Raw genomic sequence first — 20783 nt, forward strand, 5'->3', positions numbered from 1 at the left:
CCGCCCCGCCCCGCGCGAGCCGGGCGAGCGCCGGCGCCGTCCTCACCACCGTGGCCTGCGTGCTGCCCGTCTTCCTGCTCGGCGGCCTCGCCGTGCAGATGGGCGCGGACCTCGGCTTCTCACCCGCCGGTCTGGGCCTCGCCGTGGCCGTCTACTTCGGGGTCAGCGCGCTGGCCTCGGTGCCCTCCGGCCGGCTGGTCGAGCGGTACGGGCCGGCCGTGGTGGCCCGCTGCGGCATCGTGCTGGCCGCCGGGTCGATGCTGGCCGTGGCGGCGCTCGCCCGGTCGTACCCCGCGCTGGTCGGGCTGCTGGCGCTCAGCGCCACCGCGAACGCCCTCGGCCAGCTCGCCAGCAACGCCGCCCTGGCGCAGCACGTCCCGGCGCGCCGGCAGGGGTTGTCGTTCGGCGTCAAGCAGGCGGCCATCCCGGTCTCGACCCTGCTGGCCGGGGCGGCGGTGCCCACCATCGCGCTCACCGCCGGCTGGCGCTGGGCGTTCGTAGCCGCCGCCGGCGCCGCGCTGGCGACGCTGCCCGCCGTACCCCGGCAGGTGTCCGGCCGGGCCCGGCGGGCCGACGCGGGGCGCGCCGGCCGGGCCACGGTGGCGCTCGTGGTGATCGGCGCGGCGGCGACACTGGCTTCGGCCGCGGCCAACGCGTTGGGCACCTTCCTGGTGGACTCCGCGGCCGCCCGGGGCCTCTCGCCGGGCCTCGCCGGTCTCACCCTGACCCTGGGCAGCGCGGTCTGCGTGACGGCCCGGGTCGGCGCCGGCTGGCTCGCCGACCGCCGCGCCACCGGCCACGTGGCGGTCATCGCCGCGATGCTGGTGGTCGGCGCCGCCGGGCTGGGCCTGCTCGCGCTGGCCGGCACGGTGCCACTGGGGGTGGGCGTGGTGCTCGGCTTCGGCCTGGGCTGGGCCTGGCCAGGCCTGATGAACTTCGCGGTGGTCCGGCTGCACCCGCAGGCCCCGGCCGCCGCCACCTCGATCACCCAGACCGGGGTGTACGCGGGCGGCTGCCTCGGCCCGCTGAGCCTCGGCCCGCTGGCCGCCCACCTCGGGTACCCGGCCATGTGGACCACGGCGGCGGTGGCCATGCTGCTCGCCGCCGCTCTCATGCTCGTCGGCAGCCGCCTGTTGGCCCGCACCGCCGCCGTGGCGGGTCGGGCCGGGGATCAGCTGGTGCGGTCGGCGATGTAGTCGCAGAGCGACTCGAGGGCACGACGGGACGGGCCGGCCGGGAGCGGCGCCAGGCGCGCGCGGGCGTCCTCGGCGTAGCTGCGCACGGTCTCCCGGGCCCGCTTGAGGGCCGGGCTCTCCCGGAGCAGACCGAGGGCCTCGGCGTGCAGCGCGTCGTCGGTCAGCGGGCCGGTGGCCAGGATCTCCCGCAGCCGCACCGAGGACGCGTCGGAGTCGTCCGCCGCGCGGGCGTAGAGCACCGGCAGCGTGGGAACGCCCTCGCGCAGGTCCGTGCCGGGGGTCTTGCCCGACTGCACCGACTCGGAGGCGATGTCCAGCAGGTCGTCGGAGAGCTGGAAGGCGACACCGATCGTCTCGCCGTACCCGGCCAGCGCCTCGACGTGCTCGGCGGCGGCGCCGCCGAACATGCCGCCGAACCGGGCGGACGTGGCGATCAGGGAGCCCGTCTTCTCGGCGATCACGTGCAGGTAGTGCGCGACCGGGTCCTCGCCGTCGCGCGGCCCCACCGTCTCCGCGATCTGGCCGTGCACCAGCCGGGCGAAGGTGCGCGCCTGCAACCGGACCGCTTCCGGGCCCAGGTCGGCCGCGATGTCCGCGGCCCGGGCGAAGAGGTAGTCACCGACCAGGATGGCGACCGAGTTGGTCCAGCGGGAGTTGGCGCTCGGCGCGCCCCGTCGAACGGCCGCCTCGTCCATCACGTCGTCGTGGTAGAGGGTCGCCAGGTGGGTGAGCTCCATCACCACGGCGGCCGGGACCACCTGCGGGCCGGTCGGGTCACCGAACTGGGCGCCCAGCGCCACCAGCAGCGGCCGGAACCGCTTCCCGCCGGCCTCGACGAGGTGCCGGGCGGCCTCGGTGACGAACGGGTCGGCGCTCGCCACACTGGCCCGCAGCTCGACCTCGACCGCGTCCAGCAGACCCAGCACGGACGCCTCGACGCGGGGATCGGCGAGATGGAGGCCGAGCGCGCCGAACTGACTCGTGCTCGCCCGACCCCGGCGACCGCCGGAGCCGGTGGCACCTGAACGCTCGCCAGCCGGAATCACCACGCATCAACCATGCCACACCCGTTCTACCTGCTCCGGGCCGGGGATACGCACCGGGGCCGGCACGCGAACGCGTGCCGGCCCCGGGTGGTCGAGCCTCTGGTCATCGCACGAAGTCGGCGGCTCCCGTGGCCAGGTCCAGCAGCGGCGCGGGGGCGACGCCCAGCACCAGAGTGGCCAGTACGCCGATCATCAGCGCGGCGGAGGTGAGGCCGCCGGGCACGGTGACCCTCGGCGTGGACTCGCCCGGCTCGGAGAGCCACATCATCACCACGACCCGCAGGTACGGGAAGGCCAGCACCATGCTGGTCAGCACACCGGCGATCACCAGCCACGCGTGGCCACCGTCCAGCGCCGGCCCGAAGACCGCGAACTTGCTGGTGAAGCCGCTGGTCAACGGGATACCGGCGAAGGCCAGCAGGATGAACGTGAACAGCCCGGCGAAGAACGGCGAGCGCCGGCCCAGCCCGGCCCAGCGGGACAGGTGGGTGGCCTCCCCGTCCTCGTCCCGGACCAGGGTGATCACCGCGAACGCGGCCAGCACCGAGAAGCCGTACGCGACCAGGTAGAACATCGTGCCCGAGAGCCCCTCGCGGCCCGGTGCCAGCACGCCGACCAGCAGGTAGCCGGCGTTGGCGATCGAGGAGTACGCGAGCAGCCGCTTGATGTCCGTCTGCGTGACCGCGAGGACCGCGCCGACCAGCATGGTCAGCACCGCCACCGCGCCGAGCACCGGGGTGAAGTCCCAGGCGGCACCGGCGAACGCGACGTGGAAGACGCGCAGCAGCGCGCCGAACGCGGCGACCTTGGTGCAGGCGGCCATGAAGCCGGTGACCGGGGTCGGCGCGCCCTGGTAGACGTCCGGCGTCCACACGTGGAACGGGGCCGCCGCCGCCTTGAAGAGCAGGCCGATGGCGAGCAGCGCCATACCGGCGAAGAGCAGCACCGGGCTGGCCGGCGACTCGGTGACCGCCGCGTTGATGGTGGCGAAGTCGACCCCGGCCCCGCGACCCGGGATGCCGGCGGTGAAGCCGTAGATGAGGGCCACGCCGAACAGGAAGAACGCCGAGGCGTACGCGCCGAGCAGGAAGTACTTCATCGCCGCCTCCTGGCTCAGCAGCCGCCGGCGACGGGCCAGCGCGCAGAGCAGGTACAGCGGGAGCGAGAAGACCTCCAGCGCGATGAACATGGTCAGCAGGTCGTTCGCCGCCACGAAGATCAGCATGCCGCCGATCGCGAACGTGGTGAGGGGGTAGACCTCGGTGAGGCCGTTGCGCCCCTCGGCCTGCCGCCGGTCGTCGGCCGACTCGGCGGTCACCGCGGCCTGGGCGACGAACGCCCCGCCACGCTCGACCGAGCGGTCACCGATCAGCAGGAGCGCCATCGCGGCCAGCACCAGGATCGCGCCCTGGAGGAAGAGCGTCGGCCCGTCCACCGCGAGGGCCTGACCGGCGGTGATGATCCGGTCGTCGGCGTTGAGGACCACCATGGTCAGCGCGGCGAGGACGGCCAGCAGGGCCAGCGTCAGCTGCACGACGTGCCGCAGGCGCCGGGGGACGAAGGCCTCGACCAGCACGCCGAGCAACGCGACGCCCAGCATGATCATGATCGGGGCGAGCGCCGCGTAGTTGAGCGACGGCAGTTTCAACTCGGTCACTGGGCCGACCTTTCGTTCACGACTGCGGGGCTCGCAAGCTCACTCCTCGCGCTCACCGGCCTGCCTCCTGGACGGTGCCCACCGATGGGGCGGGGTCGGTCCTGCCGATGTCGTCCATGGTCGCCTGGACGGCGGGGTTGATCACGTCAGTGACCGGCTTGGGATAGAAGCCGAGCAGCACGATCAGCGCGATCAGCGGGGCGACCACGGCCTTCTCGCGCAGGTTGAGGTCCCGGCGCATCCCGTCGACCTCGGTCAGGGCCGGGTTGAGCGTGCCCTGGGTGGTGCGCTGCACCATCCACAGCACGTACGCGGCGGCCAGGATGATGCCGACCGTGGCGATGACCGCGACCGGCTTGTTCACCGTGAAGGTGCCGATCAGCACCAGGAACTCGGAGATGAACGGCGCGGTGCCGGGCAGCGCGAGCGAGGCCAGACCGGCGAAGAAGAGCACCCCGGCGAGCACCGGGACCAGCTTGCCGGCGCCACCGAAGTCACTGATCAACGCCGAGCCACGCCGGGAGATCAGCATGCCCACCACCAGGAAGAGCAGGCCGGTGGCCAGACCGTGGTTGAGCATGTAGAGCACCGCGCCGGTGCCGGCCTGGGTGGTGAAGGCGAAGATGCCCACCCCGATGAAGCCGAAGTGCGCGATCGAGGTGTACGACACCAGCCGCTTGAGGTCGTTCTGGCCGACCGCCAGCAGCGCGGCGTAGACGATGCCGATCACGCCCAGCGCCAGCGCCCACGGCGCGAACCACTTCGACGCCTCGGGGAACAGCGGCAGGCAGTAGCGCAGGATGCCGAACGTCCCGACCTTGTCCAGCACTCCGACCAGCAGCGCGGCCGCGCCGGCGGGGGCGGCGCCACCGGCGTCCGGCAGCCAGGTGTGGAACGGGAAGAACGGCGCCTTGATGGCGAACGCGAGGAAGAAGCCGAGGAACAGCCAACGCTCGGTGCCGGTGCTGATGTCGACCTGCGACAGCGCCTGCCAGTCGAAGGTCTTGCCGCCGACCACCCACAGCCCGATCACCGCGGCCAGCATGAAGAGCCCGCCGACGAGCGAGTAGAGGAAGAACTTCACCGCCGCGTACTGCCGCTGGTGGCCGCCGTAGCTGCCGATCAGGAAGTACATCGGCACCAGCATGACCTCGAAGAACACGTAGAACAGGAAGACGTCGGCGGCCGCGAAGACGCCGATCATCGTGCATTCGAGGACCAGCAACAGCGCGAAGTAGACGGGCACCGACCGCTTCGACGACTCCGCGTCGTGCCAGGACGCCAGGATCACCAGCGGCACCAGCACCGCGATCAGCATCAGCATCACCAGCGCGATGCCATCGGCGGCGAAGGTGAAGCTGACACCCCAGTTGGGGATCCACGAGTACGACTCGCGGAACTGGAACCGGTCACCGCCGGCGTTGAAGCTGACCCACATCACCACCGAGAGCACCAGCACCAGCAGCGACCAGGCGAAGGCCACCTGCTTGGCCAGCTCCGGCCGGTGGCGCGGCAGGAAGGCCACCACCAGGGCGCCCACCAGCGGCGCCACGGTGAGCACCGAGAGGAACGGGAAGTTGGACATTATGCGGCCTTACCTCCGTCGTCACTGCGTGGTCCGCCGGCGGGGGCGGCCGGAAAGAGGTCGATCACGCCAACCACCCGGCCTGCACGGCCAGGAACGCCGCCATCACCAGCAGCGCGCCGGCCAGGATCGAGGTGGCGTACGAGCGGACGAAGCCGGTCTGCAGCCGCCGGAGCCGGCCCGAACCACCGCCGACGGCCGCGGCGAGCCCGTTGACCAGCCCGTCGATGCCCCGGTTGTCGAGGAACACCAGCGCCCGGGTGAGGAAGATGCCGGGCTTCTCGAAGACCGCCTCGTTCACCGCGTCGGTGTAGAGGTTGCGCCGGGCGGCGGTGACCAGCACGCCGGCCGGCTGCGGCGCGGTGGCCGTGCCGGCCCGGAACAGGAACCAGGCCAGCCCGGCGCCCAGCACGGTGACCAGCAGCGAGAGCACGGTGATCACGGCGTGCGAGAGGACCGGCTCGTGCGCCTCCTCGTGCGCGTTCAGCCCGGCGGTCGCGGTCAGCCAGTCCGGTACGGAGGTGGCGAGCAGGAACCCGGCACCCACCGAGCCGATCGCCAGCAGGACCAGCGGGATGGTCATCAGCGCCGGCGACTCGTGCGGGTGCTCGATGTCCTCGGTCCACCGCTTCGGGCCGTGGAAGGTGAGCACGAAGAGCCGGGTCATGTAGAACGCGGTCAGCCCGGCGCCGAGCAGCGCGGCCCCGCCGAAGAGCCAGGCGGTCCAGTCCGCCCGCTCGAAGGCGGCCACGATGATCGGCTCCTTGGAGAAGAAGCCGGAGAACGGGAACATGCCGATGATGGCCAGCCAGCCCATCATGAAGGTCAACCAGGTGATCTTCATGTACTTCGACAGCCCGCCGAAGCGGCGGATGTCCACCTGGTCCTTCATCCCGTGCATGACCGAGCCGGCGCCCAGGAACATGTTGGCCTTGAAGAAGCCGTGCGCCAGCAGGTGCACGATGGCCAGCGCGTACGCCGCGCCACCCAGGCCGACGCCGAGGAACATGTAGCCGATCTGGCTCACCGTCGACCAGGCGAGCACCCGCTTGATGTCGTCCTTGGCCGCGCCGATGATGCAGCCGATCAGCAGGGTGAGCGCGCCGACGCTGACCACCACGAGCTGGAGCGTCGAGTTGGCGGAGAAGATCGGGTTGGACCGGGCGATCAGGTAGACGCCCGCGGTGACCATGGTGGCGGCGTGGATGAGCGCCGACACCGGGGTGGGGCCCTCCATCGCGTCCGGCAGCCACGCCTGGAGCGGGAACTGGCCGGACTTGCCGGTCGCGCCGAGCAGCAGCAGCAGGCCGAGCACCAGCACGGTCGAGCCGGCCAGACCGGCGACGCCGTTGAACACCTCGTCGTACTGGGTGGTGCCCAGGGTGGCGAACATGATGAAGATGCCGATGGCGAGGCCGGCGTCGCCGACCCGGTTCATCAGGAACGCCTTCTTGCCGGCGGTGGCGGCGCTGGGCCGCTCGTACCAGAAGGAGATCAGCAGGTACGACGCCAGACCGACGCCCTCCCAGCCGAAGTACAACATCACGTAGTTGTTGCCGAGCACCAGCAGCAGCATGGCCGCGACGAACAGGTTGAAGTACGCGAAGAACCGGCGCCGACCCGCGTCGTGCGCCATGTACTCCACGGCGTACAGGTGGATCAGGAAACCCACGCCGGTGATCAGCAGCACGAAGACCGCGGCCAGCGGGTCGAAGAGCAGGCCGAAGTCGACCCGCAGGTCACCGACCGCGATGAAGTCCCAGAGGCTCAGCTCGACCGACTTGTTCTCCAGGCCACGCAGCTGGAAGAAGGACGCCAGGCCGAGCACGAACGCGGCGCCGATGGCGGCGACGCCCAACCAGTGCCCCCAGCGGTCGGCCCGGCGGCCGAGCAGCAGCAGGACGGCCGCGCTGACCAGCGGGATCGCCACCAGCAGCCAGACGCTGCCGAGCAAGCCCGTGGCCTCTGCGTAGTGCACAGTCTCTTCCACTTGCTTGCCCCTTAGTACTTGAGCAGGTTGGCGTCGTCGACACTCGCCGAGCGCCGGGTCCGGAAGATGGACATGATGATCGCGAGGCCGACCACGACCTCGGCCGCCGCCACCACCATCACGAAGAACGCCATGATCTGGCCGTTGAGGTCACCGTTGATCCGGCTGAAGGTGACCAGCGTCAGGTTGGCCGCGTTGAGCATCAGCTCCACGCACATGAACAGCACGATCGCGTTGCGTCGGACGAGCACCCCGGCGGCGCCGATGGTGAACAGCACCGCGGCCAGCACGAGATAGTAGTCGGGGGTCATCGCTGGGCCTGCCCTTCGCTCGCGACTGCGGGGCCCACTCGCTGCGCTCGTTCACTCCTCGCGCTCACTGATCGGTCCCCTTCAGCGTGGTCTCCCGGGCGGTCAGCTCCCGCACCGGCAGGATGTCCGGCGTGCTCCGCTCGGTCAGGCGGCCGTCCGGCAGCCGCGCCGGGGTCGCCACCGAGGAGGAGGTCGCGAAGACACCCGGGCCCGGCTTGGGGCCGGGGTAGTTGCCGGGGGCGAAGCGGGCCCGCATCGTCGACGGCTGGTCGATCTTGTCCTGCTTGCGCCGCTCGACGTGCGCGAGCACCATCGCGCCGACCGCCGCGGTGATCAGCAGCGCCGAGGTCAGCTCGAACGCGAAGACGTACTTGGTGAACAGCAGCCGGGCGATGCCCTGCACGTTCCCCTCCGCGTTGGCCGCCTCCAGGCCCACCGCGGTGGTTCCCTCCAACGCCCGGTAGAGCGCGCCGCCGACGAGCCCGGCGAAGCCCAGCCCGAGCACGATCGCGGCGACCCGCTGGCCGCGCAACGTCTCGATCAGCGAGTCGGAGGCGTCGCGGCCGACCAGCATCAGCACGAACAGGAACAGCATCATGATCGCGCCGGTGTAGACGATGATCTGCACCATGCCGATGAACGGCCCGGCCTGGAGCACGTAGAACACGCCCAGGCAGAGCATGGTGAGCACCAGCCAGAGCGCCGAGTGCACCGCGTTGCGGGCAGCCACCATCCCGATCGCGCCGAGCAGCGCGAGCGGCGCGAGGATCCAGAAGGTGACCTCCTCGCCGCCGGACACCCCGCCCGCCGCGGCCAGCACCGTAGACGTGGTCATGCTCCCTCTCCCTTGCCGGCCGCCGCGCGCTGGGCGGCCTGCTCGGCACCCGGGAACGTCACGCCGGGGTGCTCCTCGACCTGGTAGCGGCCGGGGCCCATCGGGGACGTCTCGGCACCGGCGGAGGTGCCCGGGTTGTCCAGCGCGCCGACGTAGTAGTCCTTCTCGCTGTCGCCCAGCCGCATCGGGTGCGGCGGCTGCTCCATGCCTTCGAGCAGCGGCGCGAGCAGCTGCTCCTTCGTGAAGATCAGGTCCTGCCGGTTGTCCCGGGCCAGCTCGTACTCGTTGCTCATCGTGAGCGACCGCGTCGGGCAGGCCTCGATGCAGAGCCCGCAGAAGATGCAGCGGGCGTAGTTGATCTGGTAGACGCTGGCGTACCGCTCACCCGGCGAGAAGCGCTGCTCGTCGGTGTTGTCACCACCCTCGACGAAGATCGCGTCCGCCGGGCAGGCCCAGGCGCACAGCTCACAGCCGATGCACTTCTCCAGCCCGTCCGGGTGCCGGTTGAGGATGTGCCGCCCGTGGTAGCGCGGCGCCGACACCGGCGGCTTGAACGGGTAGTCGGTGGTGACGACCTTCCTGAACATGTGCGAGAAGGTGACCCCGAAGCCCTTGAACGTTCCGGTGATCGTGCCCACGTCACACCTCCCTGGAGTCCGAGCCGGTGGCGATGTTGGCCGGCTCCCGCTCGGCGACCACGCGCGTGATACGCGGGCTCGGTGGTACCTGAAGATCCATCGGTGGCAGCGGGAAGCTCCCGTACGGGCGGCTGTCCACCTGTTCCTGCGTGGTCGGCTTCGGCTGCCGCCGGCGGCTGGGCCAGAACAGCGTGGCGATCAGCAGGATGCCGGCCGGAATGCCGACCGCGATCATCTTGCCGCGCGAGTCCCAGTCCTCGATGGAGCGCAGGCCCGACAGGACCAGGATCCAGACCAGGTTGATCGGCAGCAGGACCTTCCAGCCGAAGCGCATGAACTGGTCGTAGCGCAGCCGCGGCAGCGTGCCGCGCAGCCACACGAAGACGAAGACCAGCGCGATCACCTTGCCGAAGAACCACAGCATCGGCCACCAACCGGAGTTGGCGCCCTCCCAGATGGTGATCGGCCACGGCGCCCGCCACCCGCCGAGGAACAGCGTGGTGGTGACCGCGGACATGGTCACCATCGCGACGTACTCGCTGAGCATGAAGAGCGCGAACTTCAGCGAGCTGTACTCGGTCATGAAGCCGGCGACCAGCTCGGACTCGGCCTCGGGCAGGTCGAACGGCGCCCGGTTGGTCTCGCCCACGGTGGAGATGAAGAAGATGACGAAGCTGGGCAGCAGCAGGATCGCGTACCAGCCCGGCGCCGGGATCGGTTGGCCGAAGATGGTCAGCTGGGTGCCGTCGCCCTGGGCGGCGACGATCCCGCTGGTGCTCATCGTGCCGGCGGTCATGAACACCGCAACGATGGAGAGCCCCATGGCGACCTCGTAGGAGATCATCTGGGCGCTCGACCGCAGGCCGCCGAGGAGCGGGTACGTCGAGCCGGAGGCCCACCCGCCCAGCACGATGCCGTAGACGCCCATCGAGGAGCAGGCCAGCAGCAACAGCACCGCCACCGGCACGTCGGTGACCTGCAACGGCGTGTGGTGGCCGAAGATGCTCACCATCGGGCCGAACGGCACCACCGACAGCGCGGTGACCGCGCAGATCACCGAGATGGTCGGGGCGAAGAAGTAGACGACCTTGTCGGCCGCCTTCGGCAGGATGTCCTCCTTGAAGGCCATCTTCAAACCGTCGGCCAGCGTCTGCAGCAGGCCGAACGGGCCGACCTGGTTCGGGCCGGGCCGCACCTGCATGTAGCCCACCACGCGCCGCTCGAACCACACGCCGAGCAGGGTGGCCAGCAGGCCGAAGGCGAACGCGAAGACGATCTTGCCGAGGACCAGCCACCACGGATCCCGGCCGAAGTCGGCCAACGTCGGGTCCTGGGCCAGGTATGACGGAGTCACTGGTTACCCCCAGCGTTGAGGAGCGGACCCGGGAGACCGGTCTCGTCGGCCGCCACGCGCCCGGCCGGGACGGCCGCGCTCGGTACGGGGACGGAGATCCGGACGACCGCGCCGGACGTCGCCCCGAGGCTGCGTCGCACGGTCGAGCCCGGTGAGTTGGTGGGCAGCCAGACCACGCCGTCCGGCATCTCGGTGATTGCCGCCGGCAGGGTCACCGCGCCCCGGTCGGTGCCCACCGTGACCGGCTCGCCGTCGCTGACGCCGAGCGCCTCGGCGGTGCCCTTGCCCAGCCGGACCACCGGCGGACGGGCGGTGCCGGCGAGGTGCTCGTCGCCGTCGGTCAGGGTGCCCAGGTCGACGAGCTGGTGCCAGGTCGCCAGCACGGCCTCCCCGGCGCGCGGGTGCGGCACCGAGGCCGGCGCCACCGACGGCGCGGCCGGCCGCTGGGTACGCGTCACCGGCAGCGTCGCCAGCTCGCGGCGCACGCTCGGCACGTCCGCGGTGCCGAGTCGCACGTCGAGGAGCGCGGCCAGCGCGTCGAGCACCCGGCCGTCGGTCATCGCCGCGGTCTCCAGCACCGCCTCGAACGGGCGCAGCCGACCCTCCCAGTCCAGGAAGCTGCCGGACTTCTCGACCACCGGGGCGACCGGCAGCACCACGTTGGCCCGCCGCGTCACCGCGCTGCCGCGAAGCTCCAGGCTGACCAGGAACGGCACCGCGTCCAGGGCGGCCTCCGCGAGCCGCGGGTCGGCCAGGTCGGCCGGGTCGACCCCGCCCACCACCAGCGCGCCGAGCTGCCCGCCGGCCGCGGCCGCCAGGATCTGGTCGGTGTCCCGACCGGCCTGGCTCGGGATCACCCCGGCCGGGATGTCCCACGCCTCGCCCAGCTCGGCCCGAGCGGCCGGCTCGGTGACCAGCCGGCCACCGGGGAGCAGGTTGGGCAGGCAGCCCGCGTCGACCGCGCCTCGGTCACCCGCGCGCCGCGGCACCCACGCCAGCTTCGCGCCGGTACGCCGTGCCACGTCCGCCGCGGCGGAGAGCCCGCCCGGCACGCCGGCCAGCCGCTCGCCGACGATCAGGATCGCGCCCGGCGCGCTCAGCGCCTCGGCAACCGTGGCGTGCCCGGCGAGCACGCTGGCCTCCTCGCCCGGCACGACCCGGGCCAGCTTGGCGCCGAGCTTCTCCAGGCCGCGGGTGGCGAAGGGCGCCAGCGCGTACACCGTCAGGGTCTTCTTCAGGTACGCCTTGCGCAGCCGCAGGAAGAGGATGGGGCACTCCTCCTCCGGCTCCAGGCCGACCAGCACCACCGCCGGCGCGTTCTCCACGTCGGTGTAGGTGACGTCGGTGACCCCGGCGACCGAGCTGGCCAGGAAGTCGGCCTCCTCGCGGGACACCGGGCGGGCCCGGAAGTCGATGTCGTTGGTGTTCAGCGCGACCCGGGCGAACTTCGCGTACGCGTAGGCGTCCTCGACGGTCAGCCGACCGCCGGTGAGCACCGCCGTGCCCTGTCCGCTCTCGCGGGCCGCGTGCAGCCCCTCTGCGGCCACGGTGAGCGCCTCGCTCCAGGAGGCCTCGCGCAGCTCACCGGTGCGCTCGTCGCGGACCAGCGGGGTGGTCAGCCGGTCGGTGGCCCGGGTGTACTGGAAGCCCCACCGGCCCTTGTCGCAGTTCCACTCCTCGTTGACCTCCGGCTCGTCGCCGGCCAGCCGGCGCAGCACCTTCCCGCGCCGCCAGTCGGTGCGCTGCCCGCAGCCCGCCGAGCAGTGCTCGCAGACGCTCGGGCTGGACACCAGGTCGAACGGCCGGGCCCGGAAGCGGTACTGGGCACCGGTCAGCGCACCCACCGGGCAGATCTGCACGGTGTTGCCGGAGAAGTAGGAGTTGAACGGGACGTCCCCGGCGTCGCCCTCTTCGCCGTACGCCTCGTCCCGGTAGATGTTGATCTCCTCGGCGGACGACCGGCCCATCAGGTCGATGAACTTGTCGCCGGCGATCTCCTCGGAGAACCGGGTGCAGCGCTGGCAGAGCACGCAACGCTCGCGGTCCAGCAGCACCTGGCTGCTGATCGCCATCGGCTTCTCGTACTCCCGCTTGTGCTCGTGGAAGCGCGAGTCGGTGCGGCCGGTGGACATCGCCTGGTTCTGCAGGGGGCACTCGCCGCCCTTGTCACACATCGGGCAGTCCAGCGGGTGGTTGAGCAGCAGGAGCTCCATCACCCCCTCCTGCGCCTTCTTGGCCACCGGGGAGGTGAGCTGGGTACGGACCACCATCCCGTCGGCGACGGCCTGGGTGCAGGAGGCGACCGGCTTGCGCTGCCCCTCCACCTCGACCAGGCACTGCCGGCACGCGCCGGCCGGGGCCAGCAGCGGGTGGTCGCAGAACCGGGGGATCTCGGTGCCCATCTGCTCGGCGACCCGGATCAGCAACGTCCCCTTGGGGGCGGTGACCTCGACGCCGTCGATGGTGAGCGTGACGGTCTCGGTCTGCTTGGCTACGTCCGTCATCAGTGAGCTCCAACCAGCTGCTTGTCGGAGAGCTTCGGCGCGGTACGTCCCTCGATGTAGTCGAGGTAGTCCTGCTTGAAGTACTTCAGGGAGGAGGTCACCGAGCTGGTCGCTCCGTCACCGAGACCGCAGAACGAGCGGCCGAGGATGTTGTCGCAGGTGTCCAGAAGGGTGTCCAGGTCCTCGTGGGTGCCCTGGCCGGCGAGGATCCGCCGGTAGACCCGGACCATCCAGTAGTTGCCCTCCCGGCACGGGGTGCACTTGCCGCACGACTCGTGGTGGTAGAACTCCAGCCACCGGTAGGTCGCGTAGACCGGGCAGTCCTGGTCGGAGAAGATCTGCGTGGCCGTGGTGCCGAGGATCGAGCCGGCCGCCGCCACCCCCTCGAAGTCCAGTGGCACGTCCAGGTGCTCGGCGGCCAGCAGCGGGGTGGACGAGCCACCCGGCGTCCAGAACTTCAGGTTGTGCCCGGGCTGCATCCCGCCGGCCAGCTCCAGCAGCTCGCGCAGCGTGACGCCCATCGAGCACTCGTACTGGCCGGGGTTGGCGATCCGGCCGGAGAGCGAGTAGATCATCGGCCCGGAGGACTTCTCGGTGCCCATGGTCTTCCACCAGTCGGCCCCGCCGAGCACGATCGGCGGCACGCTGGCGATGGTGCCGACGTTGTTCACCACCGTCGGGCTGGCGTACAGGCCGTGGGTGGCCGGGAACGGCGGGCGCAGCCGCGGCTGGCCCCGGAACCCCTCCAGCGAGTCCAGCAGCGCCGTCTCCTCGCCGCAGATGTACGCCCCGGCGCCGGAGTGCACCACCAGCTCCAGGTCGTAGCCGCTGCGCAGGATGTTCCGGCCGAGGTAGCCCTTGTCGTACGCCTCCTGGACCGCGTTGCGCAGCCGGCGCGCGGCGTGCACCGCCTCGCCCCGGATGTAGATGTAGGCGCGGCTGGCCCGGATCGCGTACGACGCGATGATCACGCCCTCGACCAGCGCGTGCGGGTCGTGGGTCATCAGCGGCAGGTCCTTGCAGGTGCCCGGCTCGCCCTCGTCGGCGTTGACCACCAGGTAGTGCGGCTTGCCGTCGCCCTGCGGGATGAAGCCCCACTTGAGACCGGTGGGGAAGCCGGCGCCACCCCGGCCGCGCAGCCCGGAGTCCTTGATGAGCTGGATCAGGTCGTCCGGGTGGGCCTTGAGCGCCTTGCGCAGCGCGGCGTAGCCGTCGAGCTGCTCGTAGGTGCCGATCCGCCAGGCGTCCGGCGACAGCCAGCGCTTGGTCAGCACCGGCGTCAGCTTGGCCAGCGTCTCCGGTCGGGGAGTGGTCACTTCTGGGCCCCCGTTTCGCTCGCGACGGTGGAGGTCGCGGCATCCGCGTTCCCCGACGCTTCGGTGAGGTTGCGCTCCTGCGCGCCGGTGGAGTCACCGGCGGGCTTCCCGTCGCCCGCCGGCGGGTTGGCTGCCACGCCGGCCGCCTCCGCCTCCTGGGCGTCGCGGGGGGTCGGGGGCGCGGTCTCCGTCGGGACCTTGGTGCCGGGCGCGTCCGGGGCGGCGGTGGCCGCGTCCGGCTGGCGGGTCTCGGCGGTACGCACCTGCGGCGACTTGTCGTCCGGCGCCTTCACGTCCGGCGCCGTGCTGCCGGTCGCCGCGGCGGCGGGAGCCGGCTCGCCGGTGCCGGCGCTGCCGGGCGTACCCGTCGGAGCGGACGCGCCGTCGCCACCCTTCACCGGGCCGACCTGCGGGGCGGGCGCCTCGACCGGCTTCGCGGCCGCCTCGGCGGCCTTCGCCTTCGCGGCCGCCCTGTCCGCCTCCGCCTTGCTGCGGATCGGGGTGTTCGGGTCGAAGCCCGCCACCGAGACGCCGTGCTGCTGCGCCAGTCGCAGCCCACGCAGGGTGGGCTCGCCCGGCCCGCCGTCGGCGACCGCGCCGTCCCGCTCGTCGGCGAAACCGGCGAGCTGCACCGCCATCTCCTTGAGCGTGCACAGCCGGGCGCCCCGGGTCGGCATGGGCCGGCCGCCGGCGCGCAGCTCGTCGACCACGTCGACCGCGGTGGACGAGTCCACGCCGTCGAAGAAGTCGTAGTTGACCGTCATCACCGGGCCGTAGTCACAGGCCGCCAGGCACTCGGCGTGCTCCAGCGTGATCTTCCCGTCGGCGGTGGTCTCGTCGTGCCCGACACCGAGGTGCTCGGCCAGCGTGTCGTAGACCTCCTGGCCGCCGAGCACGTTGCACATGGTGTTGGTGCAGACGCTGACCAGGTACTCGCCGGTCGGCTTGCGCTTGTACATGGTGTAGAAGGTGGCGACCGCGCCGACCTGGGCCTTGTTCAGCCCGAGCAGCTCGGCGCAGAACGCGACACCGGCCGGGGAGACGTAGCCCTCCTCGGCCTGGACCAGGTGCAGCAGCGGCAGCAGCGCCGAGCGGGACCGGTCCGCCGGGTAACGGGCGATGATCTCGCGCGCCCGCTCCCGGGTCGTCTCAGTGAACGTCGTCGTCATCGGTCACAACCACCCATCACGGGGTCCAACGAGGCGCCGCCGGCGATCACGTCGGCGATCAGGCCGCCCTCGGCCATCGCCGGGAGGGCCTGGAGGTTGACGAAACTCGGCTCCCGGTAGTGCACCCGGTACGGCCGGGTGCCACCGTCGGAGACGGCGTGCACGCCCAGCTCGCCGCGGGGCGACTCGATGCCGACGTACACCTGGCCCGGCGGGACCCGGAAGCCCTCGGTGACCAGCTTGAAGTGGTGGATCAGCGACTCCATCGACTGACCCATGATCTTCGCGACGTGCTCCAGCGAGTTGCCCATGCCGTCCACGCCGATGGCCAGCTGCGCCGGCCAGGCGATCTTGCGGTCGGCGACCATCACCGGGCCCGGCCGGAGCCGGTCCAGCGCCTGTTCGACCAGCTTCAACGACTCCCGGATCTCGGCGAGCCGGACCAGGTAGCGGCCCCACACGTCACCGTCGGGGTGCGTCGGCACGTCGAACTCGTACGTCTCGTAACCGCAGTACGGCATGGTCTTGCGCAGGTCCCACGCCAGCCCGGCGGAGCGCAGCACCGGGCCGGTGATGCCGAGCGCCACGCAGCCGGTCACGTCCAGCACCGCGACGTTCTTCGTCCGCTCGGTCCAGATCGGCTGGCCGGAGAGGAGGTCCTCGTACTCCTTGAGCTTCTTCGGCATCATCTTCAGGAACTCGCGGATCTTGACGATCGCCTCGTCCGGCACGTCCTGCGCCACGCCGCCCGGCCGGACGTACGCGTGGTTCATCCGCAGGCCGGTGATGGTCTCGAAGATGTCGAGGATGTACTCCCGCTCGCGGAAGCCGTACAGCATGATCGAGATCGCGCCCAGCTCCATGCCGGTGGTGGCCAGCCAGACCAGGTGCGACGAGATCCGGTTGAGCTCCATCATCAGCACGCGGATGGTGGTGGCCCGCTCGGTGATGTCGTCGGTGATGCCGAGCAGCTTCTCGACCGCCAGCGCGTACGCCGTCTCGTTGAACAGCGGCGCGAGGTAGTCCATCCGGGTCACGAACGTCGAGCCCTGAACCCAGTTGCGGTACTCGAGGTTCTTCTCGATGCCGGTGTGCAGGTAGCCGACGACGGAGCGGGCCTCGCGGACCGTCTCGCCCTCCAGCTCCAGGACCAGGCGCAGCACCCCGTGCGTGGACGGGTGCTGCGGACCCATGTTGACCACGATCCGCTCGTCGTTGATCGGGTCGGTGCCCGAGACGACGGTGTCCCAGTCCCCACCGGTGACGGTGAAGACCCGGCCCTCTTCGGTCTCGCGTTCGGTCGCGTAGTTCGACGTGGTCACTGTGCCGGCCCTCCGTTCACGACTGCGGGGCTCGCAAGCTCACTCCTCGCGCTCACTGGTAGGACCTCCTCCGGTCCGGCGGCGGGATCTCGGCGCCCTTGTACTCGACCGGCACGCCACCGAGCGGGTAGTCCTTGCGCTGCGGGTGACCCTCCCAGTCGTCCGGCATGAGGATCCGGGTCAGGTTGGGGTGGCCGTCGAAGACGATGCCGAACATGTCGTACGCCTCCCGCTCCTGCCAGTCCGCGGTCGGGTAGATCGCGGTCACGCTGGGCAGGTGCGGGCTCTCGGCGGAGACCGCGGCCTCCAGGCGGACCCGACGGCGGTAGGTCATCGAGGTGAGCAGGTAGACCACGTGCAGCCGGCGTTCGTCGGCGCCGAGGTAGTCCACACCGGAGACCGAGGAGCACAGCTCGAAGCGCAGCGCCATGTCGTCCCGCATCACCTGGCAGACCTCGGCGATCCGCTCCGGGCGTACGTGCAGGGTCAGCTCACCCCGGTCGACCACGACCTTCTCGATCGCGTCACCGAAAGCCGGGTACGCCTCCTCCAGCGCGTCGCGGACCTCGTCGAAGTAGCCGCCGTACGGCCGGGCGGCCTCCTCGATCGGCTGGCGCTGGCGGACCAGGCCGCCGTAGCCGGAGACGTCGCCGCTGCCCTGGTTGCCGAACATGCCGCGCCCGGCCGGGCTGGCCGGCGGGTACTCGGCGGGGGCGGTGCTGCTGGCGCCGGCCGGGGTGACCGGTACGGGCACGCCGCCGTCGTTGTTCTTGTCGTTCGGTGCGGTCACCGTGCCCACCTTCCGTTCGCGACTGCGGGGCTCCGCTCCGCTGCACTCCTCGCGCTCACTTGGGGCCCCTGTGAGCGTGAAGGTGGTTCTGCGCGTTCATCCAGTTCTCGATCCGCAGCTGCTCCTCGCGCCCCTCGCGGACCGCCCGGGTCCACTCGGCACGCCGGGCCTTGTCGTTGCGGTACGAGGACGGCATGGAGCCGTAGGGGACGACCGGGACGTCGCCGCGCTCCTGGCGGGCCGCCAGCATCTTGCGACCGTTCGGGCCCAGCGGCTCATACATGATCTTCTCGCGGAGCTTGAGGATCGCGTCGATGAGCATCTCCGGCCGGGGCGGGCAGCCGGGCAGGTACATGTCGACCGGCACGACGTGGTCGACGCCCTGCACGATCGCGTAGTTGTTGAACATGCCGCCGCTGCTGGCGCAGACGCCCATGGAGAGCACCCAGCGGGGCTCCGCCATCTGGTCGTAGATCTGGCGCAGCACCGGCGCCATCTTCTGACTCACCCGGCCGGCCACGATCATCAGGTCGGCCTGCCGCGGCGAGGCCCGGAAGACCTCCATGCCCCAGCGGCCCATGTCGTAGTGGGGGCCGCCGGCGGCCATCATCTCGATGGCGCAGCAGGCCAGGCCGAAGGTGGCGCCCCACACGGACGACTTCCGGGACCAGTTGACCAGCTTCTCCACCGAGGTGAGCAGGACGCCGGCGGGGAGCTTCTCCTCGATGCCCATCTGACGTTCCTTCCTCAGTCCCAGTCCAGGCCGCCGCGCCGCCACACGTAGGCGTACGCGACGAAGACCGCGACGATGAACAGGACCATCTCCACGAAGCCGAAGATCGGCAGGGCGTCGAACGAGACCGCCCAGGGGTAGAGGAAGATGATCTCGATGTCGAAGACGATGAAGAGCATCGCCGTCAGGTAGAACTTGATCGGGAACCGCCCACCGCCGACCGGCTGGGGGCTCGGCTCGATGCCGCACTCGTAAGCCTCGAGTTTGGCCTTGTTGTAACGACGGGGACCGGCGAAGCGGGCGGCGCCAACGGAGAACAGCGAGAACGCCGCGGCGAGGGCGAACAGCCCGATGATCGGTGCGTAAGGCGAGAGCGTCATCGTTTTCTCCTGCTCGTCCTTCCCTGCCCTCGGTGCTTGAGGAAAATCACACTATTCACGTCCCTCGCGGTGGCTGCCGGCGGGGGTCGATCTCTGTCCGTACCGGGGCTGTGACCAGCCCCGACACCGTCCATCTATACGGCTGGCGCGGCCTTCGTCATCGCGTTGATGACCCGGTCCATCGCGTCCCCGCCACGCGGGTCGGTCAGGTTGGCCAGCAGCTTGAGCACGAAACGCATCAGGGTCGGGTGCGGCATGCCGTGCTTGGTGGCGATCCGCATGATCTCCGGACGGCCGATCAGCTTCACGAAGATGCCGCCCAGCCGGTAGTAGCCGCCGAGCCGGGCCTTCAGCTCGTTCGGGTACGCCATCAGCGCCCGCTCCCGCTCCGGACCCGCGGGCCGCGCGAGGGCCTGCACCGCGACCTCCGCGGCCAGCTCGCCGGACTCCATGGCGTACGCGATGCCCTCCCCGTTGAACGGGTTGACCATGCCGCCGGAGTCGCCGACCAGCATCACGCCCCGGGTGTAGTGCGGCACCCGGTTGAAGCCCATCGGCAGCGCCGCGCCGAGGATCGGGCCGTCGGCGTTGGTCTCGTCGGTCATCCCCCAGTCGACGGGCGTGTTCGCCAGCCAGTCGGTGAGCAGCCGGCGGTAGTTGGTCTTGCCGAACGCGGAGGACGAGTTGAGCACGCCGAGGCCGACGTTGACCCGCCCGTCACCGAGCCCGAAGATCCAGCCGTACCCGGGCAGCAGGTTGTCGCCGCTGTCCTTGCTGCGCAGCTCCAGCCACGACTCCAGGTAGTTGTCGTCGTGCTTCACCGGGGAGTGGTAGTAGCGGCGGACGGCCACGCCGATCGGCCGGTCCTCCCGCTTGGCCAGCCCGAGAGCGAGCGGGAACCGGCCGGAGACCCCGTCCGCCGCGACGACCAGCGGGGCGTGGAAGGTGGCGGGCTCCCTGCCCGGGCCCACCTCCGCCTCGACGCCGGTCACCCGGCCGTCACCGTCGAGCACCGGGCCCAGCACGTTCACGTTGGTGCGCAGCTTCGCGCCGGCCGCCACCGCCCGCTGGGCGAGCAGGTCGTCGAAGTCCAGCCGGGTGCGCACCAGGCCGTAGCTGGGGAAGCTGGCCAGTTCCGGCCAGTCCAGTTCCAGGCGTACGCCGCCGCCGATCACCCGCAGGCCGCGGTTGTGCAGCCAGCCGGCCTCGGGCGAGGTGTCCACGCCCATCCGGACGAGCTGGCGCACGGCGCGCGGGGTCAGCCCGTCGCCGCAGACCTTCTCCCGGGGGAACTCGGTCTTCTCTAGTAACAGCACCCGTACGCCGTGCCGCGCCAGGTGGTAGGCCGTCGCCGATCCCCCGGGTCCGGCGCCCACGACGATGACGTCGGCATCGTGCTCCACCGCGGTCATCCGCGCCTCCTCCCGAACGCTCGTGAAATGCTTCACAAGCCAGACGGGACGAGTGTATGACCGGCGTCATACCTGCACAGGATCAGGGGTACCTAACTCGCCGATGTGACGGTCGACGACCGTCCACAGCAGGCAGGTGTCAGGCCGTGCCGGCGGCGTCCAGGCCCGCGTCGACCCGGATGGTCTCGGGCAGGTGCTCGCGCAGCGCGCCACCGGCCGCCCGGTCCAGCGCGCCCAGCACCTCGGCGACGACCTGTCGGACGTCCGCCGGGTCGGCGCCCGCCAGCGCGCGCAACTGCGCGATGAGTTCGGCCGCGTCGTCGTCGGTGGCGGCCACCGGGTCCGCCGGCTCTGCTCCGGTCATGCGGACGAGCGTACGGCGCAAAGTGGACTAAAGACTGATATTCACGAAAACGGCATGTTGTCGTCGCCTGCGAGGCGCGTACCGCTACTTCCGGATCCCCTGCGATTCGCGTACCGCTACTTGCGGATCCCCCGGTGCAGGGCCACCACGCCGCCGGTCAGGTTGCGCCACGCCACCCGCC

General features: G+C 71.1%; 18 protein-coding genes. 1 reads left to right on the forward strand and 17 read right to left on the reverse strand.

The window, feature by feature from the left end; translation table 11 throughout:
- The coding region (locus DKT68_RS12640; protein ID WP_109817611.1) for an MFS transporter at window positions 1–1196 on the forward strand (1196 nt) is incomplete at its 5' end.
- On the opposite strand, the gene DKT68_RS12645 is transcribed toward DKT68_RS12640, so the two are convergent.
- The 17 genes from DKT68_RS12645 to DKT68_RS12725 form a co-directional block, all read right to left on the reverse strand.
- Window positions 1172–2245 carry a polyprenyl synthetase family protein gene (locus DKT68_RS12645; protein WP_109817612.1) on the reverse strand — a complete coding sequence of 358 codons (1074 nt, stop codon included), beginning with the start codon at window positions 2243–2245 and terminating at the stop codon, window positions 1172–1174. The genes DKT68_RS12640 and DKT68_RS12645 overlap by 25 nt on opposite strands.
- Window positions 2246–2345: 100 nt before the next feature.
- Window positions 2346–3899 carry an NADH-quinone oxidoreductase subunit NuoN gene (nuoN, locus tag DKT68_RS12650; RefSeq protein ID WP_109817613.1) on the reverse strand — a complete coding sequence of 518 codons (1554 nt, stop codon included), beginning with the start codon at window positions 3897–3899 and terminating at the stop codon, window positions 2346–2348.
- A gap of 52 nt (window positions 3900–3951) precedes the next feature.
- Window positions 3952–5484, reverse strand: a complete 1533-nt coding sequence (locus tag DKT68_RS12655; RefSeq protein ID WP_109817614.1) for an NADH-quinone oxidoreductase subunit M — start codon at window positions 5482–5484, stop codon at window positions 3952–3954.
- A gap of 64 nt (window positions 5485–5548) precedes the next feature.
- Window positions 5549–7474, reverse strand: coding sequence for an NADH-quinone oxidoreductase subunit L (gene nuoL, locus DKT68_RS12660; RefSeq protein ID WP_109817615.1), 1926 nt, complete (start codon window positions 7472–7474; stop codon window positions 5549–5551).
- An 11-nt stretch (window positions 7475–7485) separates the two neighbouring features.
- Window positions 7486–7785, reverse strand: coding sequence for an NADH-quinone oxidoreductase subunit NuoK (gene nuoK, locus DKT68_RS12665; RefSeq protein ID WP_030486270.1), 300 nt, complete (start codon window positions 7783–7785; stop codon window positions 7486–7488).
- 64 nt (window positions 7786–7849) lie between these two features.
- Window positions 7850–8620 (reverse strand): NADH-quinone oxidoreductase subunit J, encoded by a 771-nt coding sequence (locus tag DKT68_RS12670; RefSeq protein ID WP_109817616.1) that lies wholly within the window; start codon window positions 8618–8620, stop codon window positions 7850–7852.
- Entirely contained in the window at window positions 8617–9258 is a 642-nt protein-coding gene (gene nuoI, locus DKT68_RS12675; protein WP_109817617.1) for an NADH-quinone oxidoreductase subunit NuoI, read from the reverse strand. Before nuoI ends, DKT68_RS12670 begins: the two co-directional genes overlap by 4 nt.
- A 1-nt stretch (window position 9259) precedes the next feature.
- A complete protein-coding gene (gene nuoH, locus DKT68_RS12680) occupies window positions 9260–10612 on the reverse strand; it encodes an NADH-quinone oxidoreductase subunit NuoH (RefSeq protein ID WP_109817618.1) in 1353 nt (450 codons plus the stop codon).
- Window positions 10609–13116, reverse strand: a complete 2508-nt coding sequence (locus DKT68_RS12685) for an NADH-quinone oxidoreductase subunit G (protein ID WP_109817619.1) — start codon at window positions 13114–13116, stop codon at window positions 10609–10611. The genes nuoH and DKT68_RS12685 overlap by 4 nt, the downstream gene beginning before the upstream one ends.
- The gene (gene nuoF / locus DKT68_RS12690) at window positions 13116–14432 is read right to left on the reverse strand and encodes an NADH-quinone oxidoreductase subunit NuoF (RefSeq protein ID WP_109817620.1); all 1317 of its coding nucleotides are present in this window, start codon (window positions 14430–14432) and stop codon (window positions 13116–13118) included. Before nuoF ends, DKT68_RS12685 begins: the two co-directional genes overlap by 1 nt.
- Window positions 14429–15601 (reverse strand): NADH-quinone oxidoreductase subunit NuoE, encoded by a 1173-nt coding sequence (gene nuoE / locus DKT68_RS12695; RefSeq protein WP_109817621.1) that lies wholly within the window; start codon window positions 15599–15601, stop codon window positions 14429–14431. The genes nuoF and nuoE overlap by 4 nt, the downstream gene beginning before the upstream one ends.
- Window positions 15598–16923, reverse strand: a complete 1326-nt coding sequence (locus DKT68_RS12700) for an NADH-quinone oxidoreductase subunit D (RefSeq protein WP_109817622.1) — start codon at window positions 16921–16923, stop codon at window positions 15598–15600. The genes nuoE and DKT68_RS12700 overlap by 4 nt, the downstream gene beginning before the upstream one ends.
- 52 nt (window positions 16924–16975) lie before the next feature.
- Window positions 16976–17713, reverse strand: coding sequence for an NADH-quinone oxidoreductase subunit C (locus DKT68_RS12705; RefSeq protein WP_109817625.1), 738 nt, complete (start codon window positions 17711–17713; stop codon window positions 16976–16978).
- A gap of 55 nt (window positions 17714–17768) precedes the next feature.
- A complete protein-coding gene (locus DKT68_RS12710; RefSeq protein WP_074316038.1) occupies window positions 17769–18446 on the reverse strand; it encodes a NuoB/complex I 20 kDa subunit family protein in 678 nt (225 codons plus the stop codon).
- Between the two features lie 14 nt (window positions 18447–18460).
- On the reverse strand, window positions 18461–18826 hold the full coding sequence (locus tag DKT68_RS12715; protein WP_074316036.1) for an NADH-quinone oxidoreductase subunit A: 366 nt from the start codon (window positions 18824–18826) through the stop codon (window positions 18461–18463).
- A gap of 134 nt (window positions 18827–18960) precedes the next feature.
- Complete coding sequence (locus DKT68_RS12720; protein ID WP_109817623.1) at window positions 18961–20238, reverse strand: geranylgeranyl reductase family protein; 1278 nt, start codon at window positions 20236–20238, stop codon at window positions 18961–18963.
- 139 nt (window positions 20239–20377) lie between these two features.
- The gene (locus DKT68_RS12725; RefSeq protein ID WP_109817624.1) at window positions 20378–20602 is read right to left on the reverse strand and encodes a hypothetical protein; all 225 of its coding nucleotides are present in this window, start codon (window positions 20600–20602) and stop codon (window positions 20378–20380) included.
- Window positions 20603–20783 lie beyond the last annotated feature (181 nt).

Source organism: Micromonospora acroterricola (assembly GCF_003172955.1).
Lineage (GTDB): Bacteria > Actinomycetota > Actinomycetes > Mycobacteriales > Micromonosporaceae > Micromonospora > Micromonospora acroterricola.

Bases quoted from the DNA above. Each gene is read 5' to 3' on its own strand.
- DKT68_RS12655 (WP_109817614.1), bottom strand. From the start codon at position 5,484: ATGTCCAACTTCCCGTTCCTCTCGGTGCTCACCGTGGCGCCGCTGGTG.
- nuoK (WP_030486270.1), bottom strand. From the start codon at position 7,785: ATGACCCCCGACTACTATCTCGTGCTGGCCGCGGTGCTGTTCACCATC.
- DKT68_RS12670 (WP_109817616.1), bottom strand. From the start codon at position 8,620: ATGACCACGTCTACGGTGCTGGCCGCGGCGGGCGGGGTGTCCGGCGGC.
- DKT68_RS12685 (WP_109817619.1), bottom strand. From the start codon at position 13,116: ATGACGGACGTAGCCAAGCAGACCGAGACCGTCACGCTCACCATCGAC.
- nuoE (WP_109817621.1), bottom strand. From the start codon at position 15,601: ATGACGACGACGTTCACTGAGACGACCCGGGAGCGGGCGCGCGAGATC.
- DKT68_RS12710 (WP_074316038.1), bottom strand. From the start codon at position 18,446: ATGGGCATCGAGGAGAAGCTCCCCGCCGGCGTCCTGCTCACCTCGGTG.
- DKT68_RS12715 (WP_074316036.1), bottom strand. From the start codon at position 18,826: ATGACGCTCTCGCCTTACGCACCGATCATCGGGCTGTTCGCCCTCGCC.
- DKT68_RS12720 (WP_109817623.1), bottom strand. From the start codon at position 20,238: ATGACCGCGGTGGAGCACGATGCCGACGTCATCGTCGTGGGCGCCGGA.
- DKT68_RS12725 (WP_109817624.1), bottom strand. From the start codon at position 20,602: ATGACCGGAGCAGAGCCGGCGGACCCGGTGGCCGCCACCGACGACGAC.